Origin of the sequence: Dehalobacter sp. CP, from assembly GCF_047652685.1 — a bacterium.
Lineage (GTDB): Bacteria > Bacillota > Desulfitobacteriia > Desulfitobacteriales > Syntrophobotulaceae > Dehalobacter.
Genome location: NZ_CP157399.1, coordinates 194,702 through 213,926, shown reverse-complemented (window position 1 = coordinate 213,926; position 19,225 = coordinate 194,702). Strand labels below are relative to the sequence as shown.

At 45.5% G+C, this 19,225-nt stretch carries 18 protein-coding genes; 2 read left to right on the top strand and 16 right to left on the bottom strand.

Going from position 1 to position 19,225, the window contains the following annotated elements:
• Positions 1 to 8: 8 nt before the first annotated feature.
• From AAH944_RS01040 to AAH944_RS01025, 4 genes are all read right to left on the bottom strand, one after another.
• Positions 9 to 641, bottom strand: a complete 633-nt coding sequence (locus tag AAH944_RS01040) for a cyclase family protein (RefSeq protein WP_415535778.1) — start codon at positions 639 to 641, stop codon at positions 9 to 11.
• A complete protein-coding gene (locus AAH944_RS01035; RefSeq protein WP_415535776.1) occupies positions 628 to 1,773 on the bottom strand; it encodes a GGDEF domain-containing protein in 1,146 nt (381 codons plus the stop codon). The genes AAH944_RS01040 and AAH944_RS01035 overlap by 14 nt, the downstream gene beginning before the upstream one ends.
• Positions 1,774 to 2,689: 916 nt before the next feature.
• On the bottom strand, positions 2,690 to 3,544 hold the full coding sequence (gene speE / locus AAH944_RS01030; RefSeq protein ID WP_415535774.1) for a polyamine aminopropyltransferase: 855 nt from the start codon (positions 3,542 to 3,544) through the stop codon (positions 2,690 to 2,692).
• Between the two features lie 3 nt (positions 3,545 to 3,547).
• Complete coding sequence (locus AAH944_RS01025) at positions 3,548 to 4,999, bottom strand: aminotransferase class I/II-fold pyridoxal phosphate-dependent enzyme (protein WP_415535772.1); 1,452 nt, start codon at positions 4,997 to 4,999, stop codon at positions 3,548 to 3,550.
• Between the two features lie 272 nt (positions 5,000 to 5,271).
• Between AAH944_RS01025 and AAH944_RS01020 the strand changes: the two genes are divergently transcribed.
• The gene (locus tag AAH944_RS01020; protein ID WP_415535770.1) at positions 5,272 to 5,727 is read left to right on the top strand and encodes a GNAT family N-acetyltransferase; all 456 of its coding nucleotides are present in this window, start codon (positions 5,272 to 5,274) and stop codon (positions 5,725 to 5,727) included.
• A gap of 37 nt (positions 5,728 to 5,764) precedes the next feature.
• Here AAH944_RS01020 and AAH944_RS01015 read toward each other — a convergent pair whose 3' ends face one another.
• The 12 genes from AAH944_RS01015 to AAH944_RS00960 form a co-directional block, all read right to left on the bottom strand.
• A complete protein-coding gene (locus tag AAH944_RS01015) occupies positions 5,765 to 6,913 on the bottom strand; it encodes a 2-isopropylmalate synthase (RefSeq protein WP_415535768.1) in 1,149 nt (382 codons plus the stop codon).
• Positions 6,914 to 6,927: 14 nt separating this feature from the next.
• Complete coding sequence (locus AAH944_RS01010) at positions 6,928 to 7,569, bottom strand: Fe-only nitrogenase accessory AnfO family protein (protein WP_415535766.1); 642 nt, start codon at positions 7,567 to 7,569, stop codon at positions 6,928 to 6,930.
• Between the two features lie 15 nt (positions 7,570 to 7,584).
• A complete protein-coding gene (locus tag AAH944_RS01005; RefSeq protein ID WP_415535765.1) occupies positions 7,585 to 8,523 on the bottom strand; it encodes a radical SAM protein in 939 nt (312 codons plus the stop codon).
• 16 nt (positions 8,524 to 8,539) lie between these two features.
• The gene (locus tag AAH944_RS01000; protein ID WP_415535763.1) at positions 8,540 to 9,937 is read right to left on the bottom strand and encodes a nitrogenase component 1; all 1,398 of its coding nucleotides are present in this window, start codon (positions 9,935 to 9,937) and stop codon (positions 8,540 to 8,542) included.
• A complete protein-coding gene (gene nifE, locus AAH944_RS00995; protein ID WP_415535761.1) occupies positions 9,934 to 11,313 on the bottom strand; it encodes a nitrogenase iron-molybdenum cofactor biosynthesis protein NifE in 1,380 nt (459 codons plus the stop codon). The genes AAH944_RS01000 and nifE overlap by 4 nt, the downstream gene beginning before the upstream one ends.
• Before the next feature lie 65 nt (positions 11,314 to 11,378).
• Complete coding sequence (locus AAH944_RS00990) at positions 11,379 to 11,645, bottom strand: 4Fe-4S dicluster domain-containing protein (RefSeq protein WP_415535759.1); 267 nt, start codon at positions 11,643 to 11,645, stop codon at positions 11,379 to 11,381.
• Positions 11,624 to 12,028 carry a nitrogen fixation protein NifX gene (nifX, locus tag AAH944_RS00985; RefSeq protein ID WP_415535757.1) on the bottom strand — a complete coding sequence of 135 codons (405 nt, stop codon included), beginning with the start codon at positions 12,026 to 12,028 and terminating at the stop codon, positions 11,624 to 11,626. The genes AAH944_RS00990 and nifX overlap by 22 nt, the downstream gene beginning before the upstream one ends.
• A gap of 86 nt (positions 12,029 to 12,114) precedes the next feature.
• Positions 12,115 to 13,599, bottom strand: a complete 1,485-nt coding sequence (nifK, locus tag AAH944_RS00980) for a nitrogenase molybdenum-iron protein subunit beta (protein ID WP_415535755.1) — start codon at positions 13,597 to 13,599, stop codon at positions 12,115 to 12,117.
• A 3-nt stretch (positions 13,600 to 13,602) separates the two neighbouring features.
• Positions 13,603 to 15,012, bottom strand: a complete 1,410-nt coding sequence (gene nifD, locus AAH944_RS00975) for a nitrogenase molybdenum-iron protein alpha chain (protein ID WP_415537718.1) — start codon at positions 15,010 to 15,012, stop codon at positions 13,603 to 13,605.
• Between the two features lie 156 nt (positions 15,013 to 15,168).
• On the bottom strand, positions 15,169 to 16,029 hold the full coding sequence (nifH, locus tag AAH944_RS00970; RefSeq protein WP_415535753.1) for a nitrogenase iron protein: 861 nt from the start codon (positions 16,027 to 16,029) through the stop codon (positions 15,169 to 15,171).
• 103 nt (positions 16,030 to 16,132) lie between these two features.
• Complete coding sequence (locus AAH944_RS00965; RefSeq protein ID WP_415535751.1) at positions 16,133 to 16,519, bottom strand: P-II family nitrogen regulator; 387 nt, start codon at positions 16,517 to 16,519, stop codon at positions 16,133 to 16,135.
• A gap of 14 nt (positions 16,520 to 16,533) precedes the next feature.
• On the bottom strand, positions 16,534 to 16,851 hold the full coding sequence (locus tag AAH944_RS00960; RefSeq protein ID WP_415535749.1) for a P-II family nitrogen regulator: 318 nt from the start codon (positions 16,849 to 16,851) through the stop codon (positions 16,534 to 16,536).
• Positions 16,852 to 17,304: 453 nt separating this feature from the next.
• Between AAH944_RS00960 and AAH944_RS00955 the strand changes: the two genes are divergently transcribed.
• Entirely contained in the window at positions 17,305 to 19,134 is a 1,830-nt protein-coding gene (locus tag AAH944_RS00955; RefSeq protein ID WP_415535747.1) for a DUF2334 domain-containing protein, read from the top strand.
• Positions 19,135 to 19,225: the final 91 nt, after the last annotated feature.

Genomic DNA, 19,225 nt, shown 5'->3' with positions numbered 1-19,225 from the left:
TTGATTGTTTATGGATTCATTCCTTCAATTAAAACCGCTCTTACGGGACTGCCGTCGCAGTCTCTTATTTTTAGAGGCAGTGCAACAAGAAAGTAATCTCCCTCATTAACTTCAGATAAGTCTAGTCCTTCTAATACTGCACTGTTTCCGGAAAGCAGAATGGTATGACTTGAATAAGCGCTGCTCGTAGAATCATCAATGGACAAGTAATCGATCCCAACCAATTGTACCTTTTTTGCTGCAAGGTATTCAGCGGCTTCGGAAGAAAGATAAGTATACTCCGGTTGAAACATAGGGTCCTTTAAAAGGCCTGAGTTCCGGGTTTTAAACAAGATCCTGTCCCCTTCGCGGATTCCTTTGGGGATCAGATGGTCAGGCAGGATACTCCCCGCAACCGCCACTTCGATTACCCTGGCCGCTCCGATAAGCAACTCCAGAGGAATCCTGTCAACAGATCCTCCTCCTGTCAGGCAATGAGACGGCGCATCAAGATGGGTTCCACAATGGGAGCCCATCGAAAGCATCGAAAGACGATATCCATCCTTGTCTAGGGAATACACCGGTTCTGATTGAAACGGCGGATCCCCGGGATAAGAAACCATTCCCGGAAAAAGCGGGATCGTTATATCATGAATTACCATAACAAACTCCCATATCTTCAACTAATTCGCTTCCTACGACAATCCTGTTTCGGCCTGTATTTTTAGCCTCGTAAAGTGCATCATCCGCTCTTTTAAAGATATCATCAACACTCAGGTCCAGTTCTTTCTTTTCAGCAATTCCGATGCTGACAGAAACCTGGATCTTTTCGTTATTTTCCATTTCTATGACGACATCAAGGACTTTCTGCTGGATTCTCTCGGCTACAGTTTGGGCCATCATAAGGTCAGATTCTACTGGAATTACCGCGAATTCCTCTCCCCCGATCCGCGCCAGGATATCCATCTCACGCAAAACCAGCTTAAAAGCCTTGACGACCTCTTTTAGCACCCGATCACCGACCAGATGTCCATACTGATCGTTCACACTTTTAAATTTATCAATGTCAATCAAAAGCATCGTAAAACTCCGCTTATATCTCTCCGAGCGCGAAAATTCCTCCTGCGCTTTTTGCATAAAGGCAAGCCTGTTATCAATGCCTGTCAGATAGTCTGTGGTTGCCTGGTGCAGCAATTCCTTTTCCAACTTTTTCCTGACAGTTATGTCCAGAACAATCATGATTAGATGAACGACATTGTCCCCGCTGTCACGAACTGTGGATAAATTGATTTCGGCCCATAAAGACTGTCCGTCTTTGCATTGGAATTGTTTCTCACATTTCTTCCACGCGTATTTGCCTTCCCATACTTCCCGGCAATGTATGATGCTCTCCTGCCGGTCCTCAGGCACAATCGAATCAAAAAAGGTTAACCTTATTAACTCTTCCTGTGAGAAACCAGTCATCCGGCACAGGGTCGCATTTACGTAATGATAATGCCCATCCTGGTTCAGCAAGGCAATTCCTGCGGCTGCATTATTTATTACCCCACGGTACAACGCTTCACTTTGCTTCAGGGCATTTTCAACCATTCGTTTTTTATGAATCTCCTTATGCATCCCCACATTTAAAGTAAAGGAGAATATAAACAAAATAATAATGATTGGCAGCCAAAAGAAAAGCTTATCATTATCCCCAATAAACAAATAGACAATAACAAAAGCTCCGATTATACAGGCATTAAACAGAAAAAGTTTTTGTCTCCAATTATCCTTATACCAATTGATCTTGTCCATGATTCCTTTTTATCCCATTTTTTATTTTTTGTGGAAATATTTTTGATTGATTAATTCTTGAAAATAATTTAATATCCTTTATTTTTTTTTTGATCGTTTCTGGAATATTTTAGGTAAAATTTGTCGTGATTGTGTTAAAAATACGAAAAATTTAATAACTGATTTGGCTCGATCCTGCAAACCATTCGGGCTAATAGGACTAATAGGCTATTTATCCGGGACTTTGGTCTTTTCTCTTAGGACCTTTATACTATTTGCATTTACATCATAACGCAAATTCCCGTTAATTAAAACCAGAAAATTTTCAAAGGATGGTTCTTGTACCTTACTTTTCCAGCCGATATTACATTATCTTGCTCAGGTCAGTCTCCGTAATGGATGGCCGCTTTCGGCAGGTTGCGCCCTCCTTGGCGAGTCGCTCCTTGCCATCCATGGCATCGCGACATTAGGCCATCCGTGGCCGTCAAACAGCCGCGCTACGCAATCCATGCTCCGCTTGACGCTGGCCATCCATTACGGAGACCTAATCTGGAGTTAGTGAAAACTTTTTTGAAGTAACGTTATTTTGGAATCGATGTACTAGTAAGACGTTCTTAAAATAGCTACATAACGAGCTGTATTCTGACATGCAGACCTGCTTGAATAACCCTCTGATCAGTCTGCGTGCCACAGTTCCGCGACGAGCGGAGCCTGGATGGCGAAGCGCGGCTCTTTTGTTCGGATTGTGCCATCCATGGCACGCGGATATTGTGGCACGCAGACAGGCCCAAATATATTTTAGTTAGTCTTTAGTCCACAGAATTACCCAAACGCAGTGTCAGAATTAAATCGCCCTGAAGTCTCTTGAGCTCCAGGGCGATTATTTATGCAATATGTCATTACTGAAAAGTGTGCACGTGCTGATATCACTCTGCTTTTACTCCACGGTATCTGTCAAGAGGTTCTTCACATACGTCGGAAGGGCAAAGCTTCCTTTGTGTATATCCGTATTATAATACCGGGTTTTTAACCCAAGCTGATTCCAGACCTCTTCTTTGACATCCATTACCGGGTCATACTTTTTTGAAGCAAAACCGAATAACCAGTGACCTGAAGGATAGGTCGGAATATGGGCCTGGTAGACCTTACAAATCGGGAAATATTCCCGGATGCGTTTATGGGCCCTTTGCATGGCTTGCGCATACGCATTATAATAAGGACTTTCATGCTGATTGACCAGGATGCCTTCTTCTTTCAAAGCTTTAAAGCAGTTGCCATAGAACTCTCTGGTAAAGAGCCCTTCCCCCGGACCGAATGGGTCGGTGGAATCAACAATGATAAGGTCATAGGTATTTTCCCTGGAGCGTACAAATCTCAGGCCGTCTTCATAATGAAGATGCACCCGCGGATCGTCAAGCTTGCAAGCTGTCTGAGGCAAATATTTCCGGCAAACATCGACCACCATTTTATCGATTTCCACCATATCGATGTTCTCAATGGTTTTATAACGGGCGAGCTCCCTAACGGTACCGCCGTCTCCGGCACCAATAACCATGACGTTCTTAATCCCGGGATTCGTTGCCATAGGGACATGCACAATCATATCATGATAAATAAACTCATCCTTTTCTGTCACCATCATCAGTCCGTCCAAAGTTAAGAACGTTCCGAACTCCTTGGACTTAAAGACGTCAATTCGTTGGTATTCACTCTGTCCAGTGTAGAGCTGCTCGTCGACTTTGATGGTAAAGCGAACATTTTGGGTATGCTGTTCCGTATACCATAGTTCCATACTTTATTCCCCCACAACCCTGATATTTTCAATAAACATATCTTCCGTCCCGGTGAGAAAACTTCCTTTGCTCTTGGCATAGACAATGTAATCAATAATTTCCTCAGTAATCCGTTCTCCCGGTGCGAGAATCGGAATCCCCGGCGGATAGGCCATCACAAACTCACCGCTGATTTGACCTGCACTTTGGCGGATAGGAAGAGAATGCTGGTTGGAATAAAAAGCCTGCTGCGGAGCCATCGCAACATCAGGCGTAATGTACTCGTGATCAAACATACCTGTTTTATCCCGCATATAAAGCCTCTTAATCTCCGACAAAGATGAAACCAAGCGTTCCAGAGCCAGCGCTCTGTCACCGACAGAGATAATCGCTAAAATATTTCCGATGTCACCAAATTCGATCTGAATATCATAATGATCGCGGAGTATATCATAAACCTCAACTCCGGCTAACCCGATATCGCGGGTATGTACAACAAGCTTCGTCGTATCAAAATCAAAAACCGAATCACCATTGATTAATTCTTTCGAGAAAGCATAATATCCGCTAATTTTATTGATTTCATCCCGTCCATAGTCCGCTAAGGAAACGACCTTGGCAAAGATATTTTTCCCGTCAAGCGCCAGATTACGCCTGGAGATATCCAAAGAAGATAAAAGCAGGTAAGAAGCGCTGGTCGTCTGAGTCAGGTTGATAATCTGCCGGACATGTCCAATATTCAAACGGCTGCCGATCAGCAAGAAAGAACTTTGACTTAAGCTTCCGCCGGTTTTATGCATACTGACCGCCGCCATATCCGCTCCGGCCGCCATCGCATTCAACGGCAGGTTTTCCCCAAAGTAAAAATGGGTCCCGTGTGCTTCATCAGCCAGTACAAACATGCCATTTTGATGGGCAAGCTCGGTGATGGTCTTCAGGTCTGAGCATATGCCATAATAGGTTGGGTTATTAACGAAAATCGCCTTGGCATCCGGGTGCTGCTCCATCGCTTTTTGTACATCACTGATGGACATCCCCAGAGGTATGCCGAGCGTGTTATTGACTCCGGGATTTACGTATACCGGGACCGCCCCGCTGATAATCAGCGCATTAATGGCACTTTTATGGACATTGCGCGGCATAATGATCTTATCGCCTCTTTTGCAGACACTCATGATCATCGCCTGGACTGCCGAAGTTGTTCCATTAACCATGAAAAACGCATGGCAGGCGCCAAAAGCATCCGCAGCAAGCTCCTCCGCTTCTTTAATGACCGAAACAGGATGTCCTAGATTATCCAGGGGTTTCATGGCATTAACATCAACGGAAAGACATTTTTCCCCGAGAAACTCCCTTAGCTCCGGATTACCTCTCCCTTGCTTATGTCCCGGTACATCAAATGGCACGATCCGCATCGCTTTATATTTCTGAAGGGCTTCATAAATAGGCGCTCTGTCCTGAGAAGCTAACTGCATAAAAATCTCCACCCTCTGCTATGGTCTGATTTCTGGATAAAATAGTTCAACGTTACTATAGTAGACAATCAGGACATTGTCAATAAAATCGCTGCATCCTTGGAACAAAAAGTCTGCGCTTCGCATCGTGCTTCGCCCGGCATTCTCCATCATTACAGTGACCGGTGTGAAGTCGGAGAAAGCTGCCGATCCCAGGACGTAATTGTTCTGGCGGATGTAAAATATATGTTATAATGAAATAAATATCACTACCTCTTAAGGAAGTTTACTTTATGATACATAACTACACAATCAGAAAAGCGGAATATAAGGATATCCCTGATCTTAGTGACTTATTGACCGTCCTGTTCTCTATAGAACAAGATTTTGAACCGAATGATGAAAGACAACAAAGCGGCTTAAAAATGATGCTGAATGACAGCATGAACCGCTGTGTTATGGTTGCCGAACTGGGCAAAAAAATCGTTGGCATGGTTACATGCCAACTGCTGATATCAACTGCCGAGGGCGGACAAGTTGCCGTAATTGAAGATTTAATTGTCAACCGGGAATACCAGGGGAATGGGATTGGGAAACAACTGCTTTCTTCAATTGAAGATTGGGCAGTCGAAAAGGGTGCCACTCGTTTGCAGTTACTGGCTGACAAAACCAATACACCAGCTTTGAACTTCTATAAAAAAATCGGTTGGGACCACACCCAATTGATATGTCTGCGCAGAAAGCATTAAAATTCATTATTCGTCACAGTATCGTCTTTTCTACTTGTCATGATAATGTAACCAAACGGATCAGATCATGCTCATTGAATGTTCTCTTTTTCTTATCCGCCATTCGGATAAAAATGCTATAAATTTGATCCAGCTCTGCTTGGCAGTATTCGTAGCCAAGCTCTTTTAATTTGTGTTTTAAGGCATTCCGGCCCGACCTGGCTGTAAGAACGATCTTTCCTGCAGGCGCGCCAATAATTTGAGGATCAAATGGTTCGTAGGTCAGCTTTTCTTTGATAATTCCGTCCTGATGAATGCCTGAAGCATGAGAAAACATATTCGTTCCGACAACTGCCTTGTAGCGGGGAAGTGGAATTCCGGTAATTCTGGATACCGTTTTACTGGTCTCGTAGATCTGTCTGATTTCAGCTCCCGTCGTTATCCCAGAATCGTTTTGTTCCAGATACAAGGCCATAATAATTTCCTCCAGCGAAGCGTTTCCTGCTCTTTCGCCAATACCGTTAATCGTACCTTCCACCTGGTCTGCCCCGGCCAGTAAAGCTGTTATAGCGTTTGCTGTCGCCAGGCCTAGATCATTATGACAGTGAACACTCAACTTGACTCTTTCGATATGCTGAACAGTTTCTTTAAGCTTTCTAATTAATTCTCCGTACTTCCAGGGCATGCCGACTCCCACGGTATCCGAAATTGTAACAACAGTAGCTCCAGCTTTGATCACACTTTCCATGATCCACACCAGAAAATCAAATTGACCGCGCAAAGCGTCTTCCAGGAAAAATTGCACCTCATGAAACGTTTTCCCCGCATATTTGACTGCCCAGACTGCTTTCTCCACAACCTGATCGGGTCTTAACCCAAGCTTTTTGTCCATATGAATGGGTGATATGGCCAATCCGATGTTAATTCGGGTATTTTTGCTCCCCAACATGGCGTCAGCACAAAGATCGATATCTCTTTGCACGCACCTTGCCAGGCCGCAGACAATAGCTCCCCGGATTTCCTGACTGATTCTTCGGACAGATTGAAAGTCATTCGGCGAAGAAGCCGGAAATCCTACTTCGATGACATCGACGCCAAGCCTGACCAGCTGTCTGGCAATCTCTAATTTCTGAGAGCTGTCCATCGTCGCTTCCAGTGATTGTTCCCCGTCTCTTAAAGTTGTATCGAATAAGTCGATCTTCCTCACCTTGTTTTCTCCTTTCAGGTCAAAGCAGGTGTAACGATGAGCTCTACGCGCCCCTCATCTTGCCTGCATATTTGCAGGCTGCATCTGCAGGCTATCAGTTCAGGCTCAAGCCACTGGGGAATATGATTGCAGATGACCTCTAATACCCGGAATTTTTTCTGCCGGAGAAACGGCAAAAGAACCTGCTTCGTCGTAACCTGCAAATGATTCTCCTGAATCTCTTCAAGTGAAACAACATAATGACCTGAGGATATTTCCCGGATGAAACGTTTATCTTCATTTTCAGCCGCCGTTTTTAACAACAAACCCTTCTCCTGTATAAGCTCTTCTTCCTCGTTCTGCAGAATCTTATCGAGAAACTCCGGCGGGCGCCCTTTAACTTCCCAGATTTTGATTTTTTTCTGTTTGAGAATATTTAAAACAATCCCCTCCATTTTTTCCGCCGCAAGAATTTTGCTATCCGCCATAAATGCGGTCAGATCCGCAATCTTATCTCGCAATTCTTCCATGGAGGTTATTCCGCTTAAAGTAAATTCCTTAGCGACTTCTTCGCTCCAAACGCCCGCATTTCTTACGAAAGTAACAGCTCTGCATAAATCCGTCAGAAGGGCAGTCTTACCCTCTTTATCCAGCATAACAGTCATTTTATGGGCCATAGCTCCCCCTCCTTTTTAACCGGCTTCAGTCTGAATCCTGCACTTATTCTTTCTTCTGAACAATTCGCCGGAACAGTCCTTACCAAGCATACCGACTGCATCGGCTCTGCATTGTTTACAATGAGACATCTGCCGCATAAACTTTCCGCATTGCAATCTCATTTTCAGGATGCTTTTCGTATCCGTTGCCGTCCGGTTTTCAAACGGACTTCCTTTAACCGGAATAAAGGGCATAATGTTGGTGGTGAAGACTCCTAGTTCTTTCATTTTCTTGACAACCTCAGGGACATGATCGTCATTAATTCCTTCGATCATCACAATATTTATTTTGACCAGGACGCCGTATTCCACAAGCTGTTTAATTCCTTCCAGCTGATTCCGGATAAGAAGCTCAGCACCTTCAGTTCCGTAATATGTTTTCCCGCGGTAGTTTACGCTGTGATAAATTAGGGCTCCGATAACCGGATCCAGACTGTTTACAGTAACCGTGACATGCCGGACATTTAAAGCCACGATTTCTTTAGCAAGTTCGGGTAGAAGCAGGCCGTTTGTAGACAAACAAAAATTCAACGCATTGCTCATCAGTGCCGGATTGCTATTAGAATTTTTGTCCACAGCGCTTATTTCATCTTGTTCATACCCATAAATAAGTTCCAGTGTCCTTCTGGTGTTTTCCCAGTTCGCCAAAGCATCTCCCGGCCCGGCAATGCCGACAACCGTCAAATTGTTTAATTTTTTTCGGGCAATCTGATATCTGTCCAGCGCATCTTCCGGTGCAAGCAGCTCACTGGTTACTCCCGGCCGGCTTTCATTGACACAGTCATATTCACGGCTGCAGTAATTGCAGCTGATATTGCAAGCGGGTGCAACAGGCAAGTGAATCCGAGCATATTTATGCTGTGCCTTTGAGGAGTAACACGGATGTGTAGTTGTTTTATCATAAAAGTTACGCATATTATTCACCTGACCTTCATTTATATATCTGATAATATTTTTGGTACATCTCGCTACGGTAATTTCGATACTTATTTTCTAAAAGTGTATTGGTAAGCCGGTCCAGAAAGCATAGGCTTCCCTGATAGCCTGCCGATAAAATTCTCTGGCCGCCAACCCTGTCAATGACCGGAAAACCGTATCTGACCAGCGGGATATCCGCCCTTTCTGTCAAGATCTTGCCTTCGGAATGCCCAACAGCAAGATTAACCTTCACTTCCCGGCTTTTTTCAAGAATATGGGCAAAGTCGGTATCACTCATCAATTCGTATTTTTCATGATGATTATCCGGACTCCCGTCAATTTTGGCAAATTCAGCATGCAGCAGCTGTTCAAGTTTTTTACTCCGGCTGCCCGTAGCTATAACGAGCGGATGAATTCCATTCTCCAGACAAAGCCTCGTTACGGCATAAACTTGTTCCGGTTCACCGAAAATAGCAGCCCTGCCTTCAAAGTTATACTTATGGGAATCAAACATGCCGTCGAGCAGTCTGCCTCTTTCTCTGGATATCTCGTCCGGGATTTCTTTCCCGCTGATAAGCTTCAGCGTATTAAAGAATCGGTCGGTGCTTTCAATCCCTACGGGCAGCGGAACCCTGAAAAGAGGTACCCCAAACTCATTCTCCAGATATTTTCCTGCCGATTGAGAATCCTCCACCGTCAGCCCGATTTCCAGGGTAGCTTTTGCTCCCGGCATTTTCCGGATATCTTCCAGGCGCGTTCCCCCGTCAGGTATTTTTTTGTAAGGTTTGGAATAAGGTGCATCCAACGTATCCGCATAGTCCGGCAGTAAAATAAAATCAATATTCATCAGTCGAAGCATTCGTTTGATCTCGCGCAGATCGGCAGTACTGATATGCGGGACAATTACATTAATTTTGGCGTGGGACATCCTGTCTTCAGCCAGAGAAGAAATAATCGTAAAAACAGTACGCCAATATCCCTCCGAATGGGAACCGCCATATCCCGGTGTTGGAACATTCACGATCGGCAGACCATCCGTCAATTGTCTTTCTTCTAAATACCGGCTTGTAATCCGTCCGATATCTTCACCGATGGTTTCAGCCAGACAGGTGGTTAGAACACCGATCATCTTAGGTTCATAGAGCAAGCGGACATTGTCCAGACCTTTCTTCAGGTTTTCTTCGCCTCCGAAAACAGTCCCCTTTTCATTCAGGGAAGAAGAGGCGACATCAATCGGTTCTTCATAATGCTCTGAGATTGTCCGGCGCATATACGTTGCACACCCCTGGGAACCGTGGAGAAGGGTCATGGATCCCTCAATCCCCCTGAAAGCTATAATACCGCCTAAAGGCATACACATATTGCAGGGGTTCTCACTGACATTGCGGTAACTTTCCTTCTGATTTTTCATGTCCTCTCCTCCTTTGCACCCGTGGACAAACAACGTTCCCGATATGCCCAGACGGGTGAGCATACAGTCGCGTAAACTTCCTCGGCAAAATTAGCAGCCCCGGCATAACCGCTCAAAGGATGTTTGCGGTCATGATTGTGATCGATAAACGCAATCCCCATTTTATAGGCCAGGGGACGTTCTTTGACACCGCCTACCAGTAGGTCCGCTTCTTTTTCGATGATGAATTTTTCAAGTTCAGAAGGATTGGTATCATCCATGATGACGGTCCCTTCCTTGACGAGATCATTGATGGTCTCATACTCTTCCTCCCGCCCTGTCTGCGTACCTACCATCACGACCTCAATTCCAAGTTCACGGAACTGCTTAATCAGGGAGATCGCCTTAAATCCGCCGCCGACATAAATTGCCGCTTTTTTCCCTTGCAGCTTGCTGCGGTAATAGGCGATTTTCGGAGCAATTGCCTCTGTTTCCGTTTGAATCAATTCCTCAGTTCTGCGCATCATCTCGGTATCCTGATAGGTCCGGGCAATCCGGCGCAGTGATTCGGAGGTGTCTTCGATGCCGATAAAAGAGATATTCATGTAGGGAATATGAAAGCGTTCTTTCATCTGATTGGCCGTATATATCATCGAACCGGCGCATTGAACGATATTCAGACACGCCTTGGTCGCCAATTTCAAAGTATCGTAACTCGAATCACCTGTAAGCGCCACATTGAGCTCAATGCCAATCCGTTTCAGGTAATTCTGAATGATCCAAAGTTCCCCTGCCAGATTGAATTCCCCAAGATAGTTAATGGTTTTGTCTTTCTCGAGTTCTTCTCCTGGCGGCGGTTCCATCAGCCTCATTAAAGCATCACACGCGGCTTTGTAGCCGGCCGATTTGCTGCCGATGAAGCCGCTGGACTGAACTGGGATCACTTGGATCCGATGCCGCTTGGATGCAGCTTTACAGACAGCCTCCAAATCATCCCCGATCACGCCGACAATACAGGTGGAATAAACAAACATTAATGGAGGATGATACTTTGCCACAAGATCATCAATTGCCCGGGTTAATTTTTTTTCCCCGCCGAAGATGATATCCATTTCCTGCAGATCCGTGGAGAAGCTGAAGCGGAATAGATCCGCTCCGCTTGTTAAACTACCCCGGATATCCCACGTATAGCTTGCACAACCAATGGGTCCATGCACCAGGTGAATTGCATCTGTGATGGGATTAAGGACAACCCTGGCCCCGCAATAGACACATGCCCGTTGGCTGACACAACCTGCCACACTGTCAGTATTGCATTTAAATGGTTGTGTTTGTTCTCCCTTTGTTTGAATAGAGTCTTTTCTCTCTTCAATCGCCAGATTTGACCTGCTCTCCATCTCTTTCGCCTCAGCTTTTTTATTTTTTATGACTTTTATATTTTTGTTATATTCAATTTACAGAACTAAATCGCTTTTGCCTCAAAGCTGATCGCTCTTTTGACGCAGGTCTTGCCGCAGGCCATACAGCCGATACAGTTTTCTTTCTGATCAATTTTGGACTGCATTCTGTCAGCATCCTCATCATCATTCAGGTTACCAAAACCCAATGCTGCCTGGGAACATACTTTGACACAACGCCCACAGCCGATACACAACTCCTGATCGATTTCCTTAATAAATTGAGGCGTCCATTCCGAACCGCCATAGTTTAATCCCTGGTAAAAGGGCATTGGCATGATTCCTCCTTATGATTCATTTCTTCCATCAGACGTTTGCGCAGCCAGGGCGGAGGGGTTTCTTTCAGCATTGTCTGCAAACGCTGCAGCTCCTGGGCAATCGGTGTTCCCTCCGGTGCTTTCAGCGGCTGAATACCGCTTTGAACCAGACGGGCTGCTGCCGGACCTCCAATATGCGTGCAATAGACAACGATACATTCTTTCAGCAGTTGTGCCCGGATTTCAACTTTATCATCTTCCTGCGCTTGTTCCGGGAGATGGAGCATTTTACTGAATTCACAGCTTTCCGAGCCTATATCATAAACAGCAAAATCTGTTGCCATCCCAAAATGGGCATTAATTTTCTCTTCTCCCGTCGTCGCAAAAGCAACAAACATTTCCCCGCCTCCTTCCAATTGAGGGGTAAAGGGCATTTCCCCAATGCGTTGTGCCCTACCCCTAACCCTCATTAAATTATCTGGCCTTATCTCAGCATTTCAAAGCGCTCACTTGGACAATTGCGGTCATATTCATCAATAAATATGTTAGCGAGCATGGTAATCAGATTAATGGCTCCCTGGTAGCCAACGATCGGCTGGCGGTGCAGGTGAACGCGGTCCGTCATGAAGTAGCCGATACGGGCCAACGGCACCTTGGCATCTTTGGCGATTTGTTTGCCATGCGTATCCCCGATCAGCATATCGACCGGATCGGTCAGCAATAAGGAACGCATATGCCAAAGGTCTTTGCCGCTGTATACTTTCCCTTCCGCGCCGTACTGGCTGGTTGCCAGCAGGGCCTCCATTTCTTTGGTAAACGCGTCATTGCCGTTGCTGCAAACAATATGAACCGGCATTCCGCCAATTTCCATCAAGAAGCCGACAAGTCCAAGCAACAGATCCGGGTCCCCATAAAGTGCAAATCTTTTGCCGTGAATATACTGATGCGCATCGACGGCCGCGTCAACCGCCCGTCCCCGTTCCGCCTCCAGTTCAGCCGGAATGGCTTTCCCGGTCATCTGCTGCAGCGTCATCAGGAAAGCATCGGTGTTCTGTACACCAATCGGCATGGTAACGGTCTCCGTCGCAATCTTCTGGACGTTTTTCACAAACTTTTGCGTCCCTGTCGTTGAATATTTTTGCAGGAATAAGAAACCTGAGGCATTCAGCGCATCAGCAAGTTCTGCCATGGTCGTGCCGGGCTGGTACATATTGTATTCTCCGGTATTGGGTGAATCCAATGTTTCAGTCGGATCCGGCAGCATGGTCATATAGATTCCCATGGCTTTAATCATCCGCTTGTATTCTCTTAAATTCCCGGCGTAAAGGTCAAAACCGGGGACCACGTAGAGCCGTCCATTGGTCCATTTACCATTGCGGGTATCCGCCAGGGAATTGAGCAAACCTTTCAGCATATTGTCATATCCGGTGATATGGGAACCGACAAAGCTGGGCGTATTGGCATAAGCGATCGGAAAATCTTCCGGGACCGCTCCCTGCGTTCTGGCATTGATGATAAAGGATTTCATATCATCCCCGATAACCTCCGCCATACAACTTGAAAACATGCCAATGATGGAGGGTTTATAAGTGGCGTAGGCATTTTTGAGTCCTTCAATTAGGTTTGCCTGACCCCCGAATACCGCGGCATCTTCCGTCATTGAATCCGAGACCATCGCAATCGGTTCTCTGACATGACGCGTCAAGGCAGAGCGGAAGTATGCCGCGCATCCCTGCGACCCGTGTAAAAAAGGCAGACACCCCTCAATTCCTAACGCGCAGAGCATCGCGCCGTATGGCTGGCAGGTCCGCGCCGGGTTAATGACCAAAGCCTCCCTGGCAAAGTTCTTTTCCTTGTATTCTTCAGTTGCCATCCAATCTAATACGGCCTGAGTATCTCCCGCGGGGGCACATGATGTCGTGCAAGTGGTTGCACAGTTACTTGTTGGGCATGATTCAGCTTTGCTCATTTTTTACACCTCCTTCGCTTTGTTCCACGGTGCTTTGGTTAAGGACCGGGTCGGACTGTTCACAGCCATATCCATATCACGTGCAAAGATCGGGAATCCATCATAACCATGGTAAGGTCCTGAATAGTCCCAGGAATGCATTTGACGGAACGGTACACCCATTTTTTCAAAAACATATTTTTCTTTAATACCGGAACCAACCAGATCCGGTCGTATTCTCCTGACGAACTCATCCAGTTCATGTTCTGTCGCATCATCGTAGATCACGGTTTCATTGGTCATCTCCGGGAAAGTGCGGTCATAGTCGTCCTTATGGGCAAATTCATAGCCTGTGCCGACGACTTCCATTCCCAGGTCTTCGTAGGCGCCGATGGTGTGGCGGGGGCGCAGCCCTCCGACATACAACATAACCTTTTTGCCTTCCAGGCGCGGCCGGTACGTATCAATGACCTTCTGCATCATCGGCTGATACTTGGCGATGACCTCTTCTCCTTTTTTCTGGATTGTCTCATCAAACATCGCCGCAATTTCCCGGATGGATTCGGCAATTTTGGTCGGTCCGAAGAAATTGAATTCTATCCAGGGTATCCCATACGTTTCTTCCATATGGCGGCAGATATAGTTCATACTGCGGTAACAGTGTATAAGATTCAACTTTACTTGATGCGCAGCCATCATGCCTTCCGTCGTACCGTCGCCCGTCCAGACATTCTTAACGGTAAGCCCCATTTCCTCGAGAATTTTCTTGGATGCCCAGGCATCACCGCCAATATTATAGTCGCCGATTAGGGAAACATCATAAGGGCCGACTTCCTCGGGACGTTCCCGCTTGCCGAGCAAGTAATCCCTGACGGCATCGTTGGCAATATGGTGGCCCAGAGACTGACTGATGCCGCGGAAACCCTCGCAGCGGACCGGAACAATCGGCAGATCCAACTCTTTGGCTGATTTCTTGGCAACGCTTTCAATATCGTCGCCGATGAGACCGACAGGACATTCAGAACAGATGGAAATACCCTGAACTGTCGGAAATAATTCTTTGGCCTCTTTCATGACTTGGGCCAACTTTTTGTCCCCGCCATAAACGATGTTGCTTTCAGAAAAGTCCGAGGAAAACATCATCGGCGAAAAAGTTTCCACCCCGACAACCCCTTGCGTCAGGTTGCGCCGCATCCCCCAGGAATAATAACCGCAGCCGATCGGGCCGTGGGAAATATGAATCATGTCTCTGATCGGTCCCCATACAACGCCTTTAGCCCCGGCATAAGCACAGCCGCGGGCTGTCATCAGCCCCGGAATGCATTTGACATTGGACTTGATAGCGCAGGAACATCCTTCTTCTTTGATAGCAATGTGTTTGGCTCTAAGCTTTTGCGCCTTTTCAGGATATACCGCTAAAACTTCTTCGAGCATAGCAGCGTTTGGTCTTTCTCCCACCGCGATCACCTCCGCTTTATCTTAATTAATTGATAACGTTTATTCATCTGCCTTCATCTTCCTGATGATTTCATCCTTATTCTCATCATTCTGTCGTTCAAATCAGATGCTTCTCCAACTCCGGCTACGGCCTTATCCCAGTTTTGCTGCCGCTGTTTCTTCGTCTTCGATAATTCCAAACTCCATGAGCAGCTCTTCCAATTCATCCATCGTCAAAGGCGTCGGGACTACCAGATTCTTGTTCTCGTCGATTTTTTTGGCTAAAGCCCTGTATTCATCTGCCTGCGGATGCTTATCGTTATATTGGATGACTGTTTGGCGGCGAAGCTCCGCCCTCTGAACCTCATTATCCCGCGGAACAAAATGAATCAGTTGCGTACCCAGGCGTTTTGCTAAGGCATCAATCAGTTCATATTCCTTGTCGGTGTTACGGCTGTTACAGATGAGTCCTCCCAAGCGGACGCCGCCGGAAGTGGCATATTTCAAAATCCCTTTGGAAATGTTATTGGCCGCGTACATCGCCATCATCTCGCCGGAACAAACAATGTAGATTTCCTGGGCCTTATTTTCCCTGATCGGCATCGCAAATCCGCCGCAAACAACGTCGCCCAAAACGTCATAAAAAACGTAATCCAACTCAGGTGTATAGGCTCCATTCTCTTCAAGAAAATTAATCGCCGTGATAACACCGCGTCCTGCACAGCCGACGCCAGGTTCAGGGCCGCCGGATTCAGCGCAGCGTACATCTCCGTATCCCCTATAGAGAATATCATCAAGTTCAATGTCTTCAACCGATCCCTTGTCTCTGGCCATATCCATAACGGTGGTCTGCGCTTTAATATTTAAGATGAGTCTTGTCGAGTCCGCTTTGGGATCGCAGCCGACAATCATAATTTTCTTTCCCATTTCGGCTAAGGCTGCCACCGTATTTTGCGTGGTAGTGGACTTGCCAATACCCCCTTTTCCGTAAATCGCTATCTGACGCATAATCATTTCTCCTCTCTTCTTTATAAAATCCTGGCCGGTGCCAGCCGTTTGAGTCAGACATTCTTGTACTGATCTCATTTTTTCAGGGTACATCAATTTCAGGTGCTTCTTAGGAAACTGCTCTCGGGCCGTTCTCTCCGGTTCTTACTCTGATTACTTCTTCTAACGGACAAACAAATATTTTTCCGTCCCCGATATTTCCAGTCTGATTGGCTTTAATTAAGGCTTTTACTGCGCTTTCTGCTTCGTCATCCTGAACGACCAGGTGCAGCATCCGTTTTGGTATCCACTTCATTACCGCATCCGGCATCGGGGTTTCGTATTTAAGCAGCGGATTTAGCAACGGATCGACCTCTGCGGCCCAGCCTCCTACTCCTTTCTGTTTCCCGTGCCCTTCAACACTTTGAATCGTAAGCGCATTAAAGCCGGCTTCCTCCAAAGCTTTTTTGGAAGAAGGCACCTGATGTCTTCTTATGATGGCTATGATCTCTTTCATCTGCTATCACTCCTTTACAGTGCCTCTTCGCCGGTACGTACTGTGTATGCCGTTTCAACAGCGGATATAAATATTTTCCCGTCACCAATGTTACCTGTTTTGCCATTTTCCAGGATCACTTCAATTGTTTTCTCCAACTCCTCGTCGGATACAACAATCATCAGCATTACTTTGGGAAACTCATCGTAGATAATATCTCCTACCTGCAAACCTTTGGTTTTTCCACGGCCAAATACATGCATTTTTGTCATGGATACAATCCCAATTCCCGCTAATTTTTCAGCAATGCTTTCACTTTTCTCTGGTCTGACAATCGCTCTGACCATTTTCATTTGGAACCCCCTCCTTCTATGAATGTTTTTTTATAAAACAAAAGGCGCTTCTGCTCCGGGTAAGTCCCCGTCCAAAAGCGCCTTTGCTTTAACCAACATGAATAATAATTTAAAAACCCTAGCTGTACTCTAAAAGGCAAAAAAATACTTTCCCCCTTTTATTATTAAGAGGGAAAGCGCCGTTGCTTATAGTTCTTTAATAACCATGCCATTACTATAAAAAAACCGTTAGGTAAAGTCAATAAGAATGCAAATTGTATTACGTATAATTTACAGGATACATAATAATATATATTGACAATATGTTCAGATCGATTATGATTATCCTATCAATTCTACAAATTTCAAATATTATGAGGAAAATTATTTATGTTTAAACTAAAATTGATATTAAGAGACAAAATTTTTGTAATTGCATTAATATATGTCCTTTTTTTAACAATTCTAATATATATGAACCTATCTGTCGTTCCAAACGAAGCATCAGCAGATCAATTTTCAGGAAAACATCCGGCCTTATTACGATTAGAGGATGTAGGTCCCGGGGAAGAATATACAAGCCAGGAAAACCTTGATAAACTGATTGTATTAGCAGATTATCTTCAGCAAGAGGGGATACCGTTTGAAGTCTCCTTAATTCCCAGGATGGTTGTGCCCGGCAGGAACTATGATGTTGCCATTACCGATAATACAGAATATGCCCAAAAATTCGTCTCTACCATTAAAAGCCTGGAAGAAAGAGGCGGTATCATCGGGGTTCACGGCTATACCCATCAGAGCGGGAACAGCAATAGCGTGTCAGGGTATGAATTTTACAGCTCGGCAAAAAATCCCGACGTACCCAATACATACGCGTATGCCAAAGAGCGGGCTGAAAAAGCGATCGCGCTGTTTGATCAAGCAGGGATTTATCCGGCTTACTGGGAGACCCCGCATTACAGCGCTTCGCCCCAGCAACTGCTCGCTTTTCAAGAACAGATCGGTTTGATCTATGAAAACAATTATTACTATCCTGAGGCCTGGAAAAGCAATAACGTCGTAAATCAGCATAGAGAATATTATTGCGGCCTTGATGTTGTACCTGCTCCTTTAGGGCATTTAAATTCCCCGGAGCGGCTTGCCGCTATGCTGGCTGTCTTAGATGATCCGGCAAAAAGCGGGACACTGGCATCCTTATACATCCATCCTACCTATGAGTTTCAGTTTATAAAAAAAGTCCAACAAAAAAACGGAGAAGTTCAGTATATTTATGATAAGAATTCTCTATTGCACCAGCTTGTAAAGGAACTAAAAAAGAGAGACTACGCTTTTGTCTCGATCTACTCATTAGTAGGTTTTGTGCCTGCCCAAAGGGCTGAGAATATTCAGTTCGATCCGAGAGATGAAATCTTTGTGGGTCAGTTCGTACCGCATGCTTCGGGGAAAACTCTGCTGATATGGAACAAGCGGACAAATCAATGGCGCATGTCCCAATATACGGCTTCCTGGTATGCCCCCAGAGACACAAACGCATTTCAAGACTTAGGTGTCTGGCTAAAGGACTTAACACTGGAAAAAGGAACTATTCCACTAGCCGGGTATTTTAAGAACAAGGACAGAGAGGATCTCTTGTTGTTTAATGCTGCCTCCGGTAATTTAATTTTAGCAGTAAACAACGGGAATAAATTTGTTCCTTATCATTTGAAGTGGCAGGCTTTAAATCAATTGCAGACAGTCCGTCCTCTGGCCGGTGACCTTAATCATGATGGTCTCACAGACCTATTTCTCTATGACAAAGAACATGGCAGAATTGGTTCGGCAATTAATCAAGGCGGCTTTTTTACAGATATTACCTGGCAAGGCTTTAACCTGCTTAAAGCTAAGAACCTGAAACTTGCAGCAGGAGATTTTAATGGCGATGGAAACAGCGAACTTTTTGTAATGGATCATGATACCAAGCAGTCGAAGATGCTGGCCGGACGAAAAGCAAGCAGATTCTCTCTTGCCGCTGAAACCTGGAACAATCCATTTTACTTCAAACCGGATTCTCAGCTATTTGCAGCAGATATTAACGGTGACGGCAAGGACGATTTACTGGTACACGGCTCTGACGGTTTTTGGCAAAGCTATATCTCCGACGGTAGTAAATTCGTCGCTGACAGACCGTTTGGCCCATGGGGACCCAGGAACGAAGATGCTCTTGCTGCGGATATTAATGGTGACCATCGGTCTGACCTAATTATGATCGATCATAACACCGGGTATTCCAACCTTAATACCGCTATTTCAGTTTCAGGCAGATAAAGTGATTCCGGGTGATATTAAAAATAGTCTCCGGCATCTCCGGCAGAAAAAATCCGAATAGAAAAGCCTTGTAATCCGTATTCTGACAGCT

What these genes read in the sequence shown, in the direction of transcription:
- AAH944_RS01040 (WP_415535778.1), bottom strand. Translation starts at nt 641, where the DNA reads ATGGTAATTCATGATATAACGATCCCGCTTTTTCCGGGAATGGTTTCT.
- AAH944_RS01035 (WP_415535776.1), bottom strand. Translation starts at nt 1,773, where the DNA reads ATGGACAAGATCAATTGGTATAAGGATAATTGGAGACAAAAACTTTTT.
- speE (WP_415535774.1), bottom strand. Translation starts at nt 3,544, where the DNA reads ATGGAACTATGGTATACGGAACAGCATACCCAAAATGTTCGCTTTACC.
- AAH944_RS01025 (WP_415535772.1), bottom strand. Translation starts at nt 4,999, where the DNA reads ATGCAGTTAGCTTCTCAGGACAGAGCGCCTATTTATGAAGCCCTTCAG.
- AAH944_RS01020 (WP_415535770.1), top strand. Translation starts at nt 5,272, where the DNA reads ATGATACATAACTACACAATCAGAAAAGCGGAATATAAGGATATCCCT.
- AAH944_RS01010 (WP_415535766.1), bottom strand. Translation starts at nt 7,569, where the DNA reads ATGGCCCATAAAATGACTGTTATGCTGGATAAAGAGGGTAAGACTGCC.
- AAH944_RS01005 (WP_415535765.1), bottom strand. Translation starts at nt 8,523, where the DNA reads ATGCGTAACTTTTATGATAAAACAACTACACATCCGTGTTACTCCTCA.
- AAH944_RS01000 (WP_415535763.1), bottom strand. Translation starts at nt 9,937, where the DNA reads ATGAAAAATCAGAAGGAAAGTTACCGCAATGTCAGTGAGAACCCCTGC.
- nifE (WP_415535761.1), bottom strand. Translation starts at nt 11,313, where the DNA reads ATGGAGAGCAGGTCAAATCTGGCGATTGAAGAGAGAAAAGACTCTATT.
- AAH944_RS00990 (WP_415535759.1), bottom strand. Translation starts at nt 11,645, where the DNA reads ATGCCCTTTTACCAGGGATTAAACTATGGCGGTTCGGAATGGACGCCT.
- nifX (WP_415535757.1), bottom strand. Translation starts at nt 12,028, where the DNA reads ATGTTTGTTGCTTTTGCGACGACGGGAGAAGAGAAAATTAATGCCCAT.
- nifK (WP_415535755.1), bottom strand. Translation starts at nt 13,599, where the DNA reads ATGAGCAAAGCTGAATCATGCCCAACAAGTAACTGTGCAACCACTTGC.
- nifD (WP_415537718.1), bottom strand. Translation starts at nt 15,012, where the DNA reads ATGCTCGAAGAAGTTTTAGCGGTATATCCTGAAAAGGCGCAAAAGCTT.
- nifH (WP_415535753.1), bottom strand. Translation starts at nt 16,029, where the DNA reads ATGATTATGCGTCAGATAGCGATTTACGGAAAAGGGGGTATTGGCAAG.
- AAH944_RS00965 (WP_415535751.1), bottom strand. Translation starts at nt 16,519, where the DNA reads ATGAAAGAGATCATAGCCATCATAAGAAGACATCAGGTGCCTTCTTCC.
- AAH944_RS00960 (WP_415535749.1), bottom strand. Translation starts at nt 16,851, where the DNA reads ATGAAAATGGTCAGAGCGATTGTCAGACCAGAGAAAAGTGAAAGCATT.
- AAH944_RS00955 (WP_415535747.1), top strand. Translation starts at nt 17,305, where the DNA reads ATGAACCTATCTGTCGTTCCAAACGAAGCATCAGCAGATCAATTTTCA.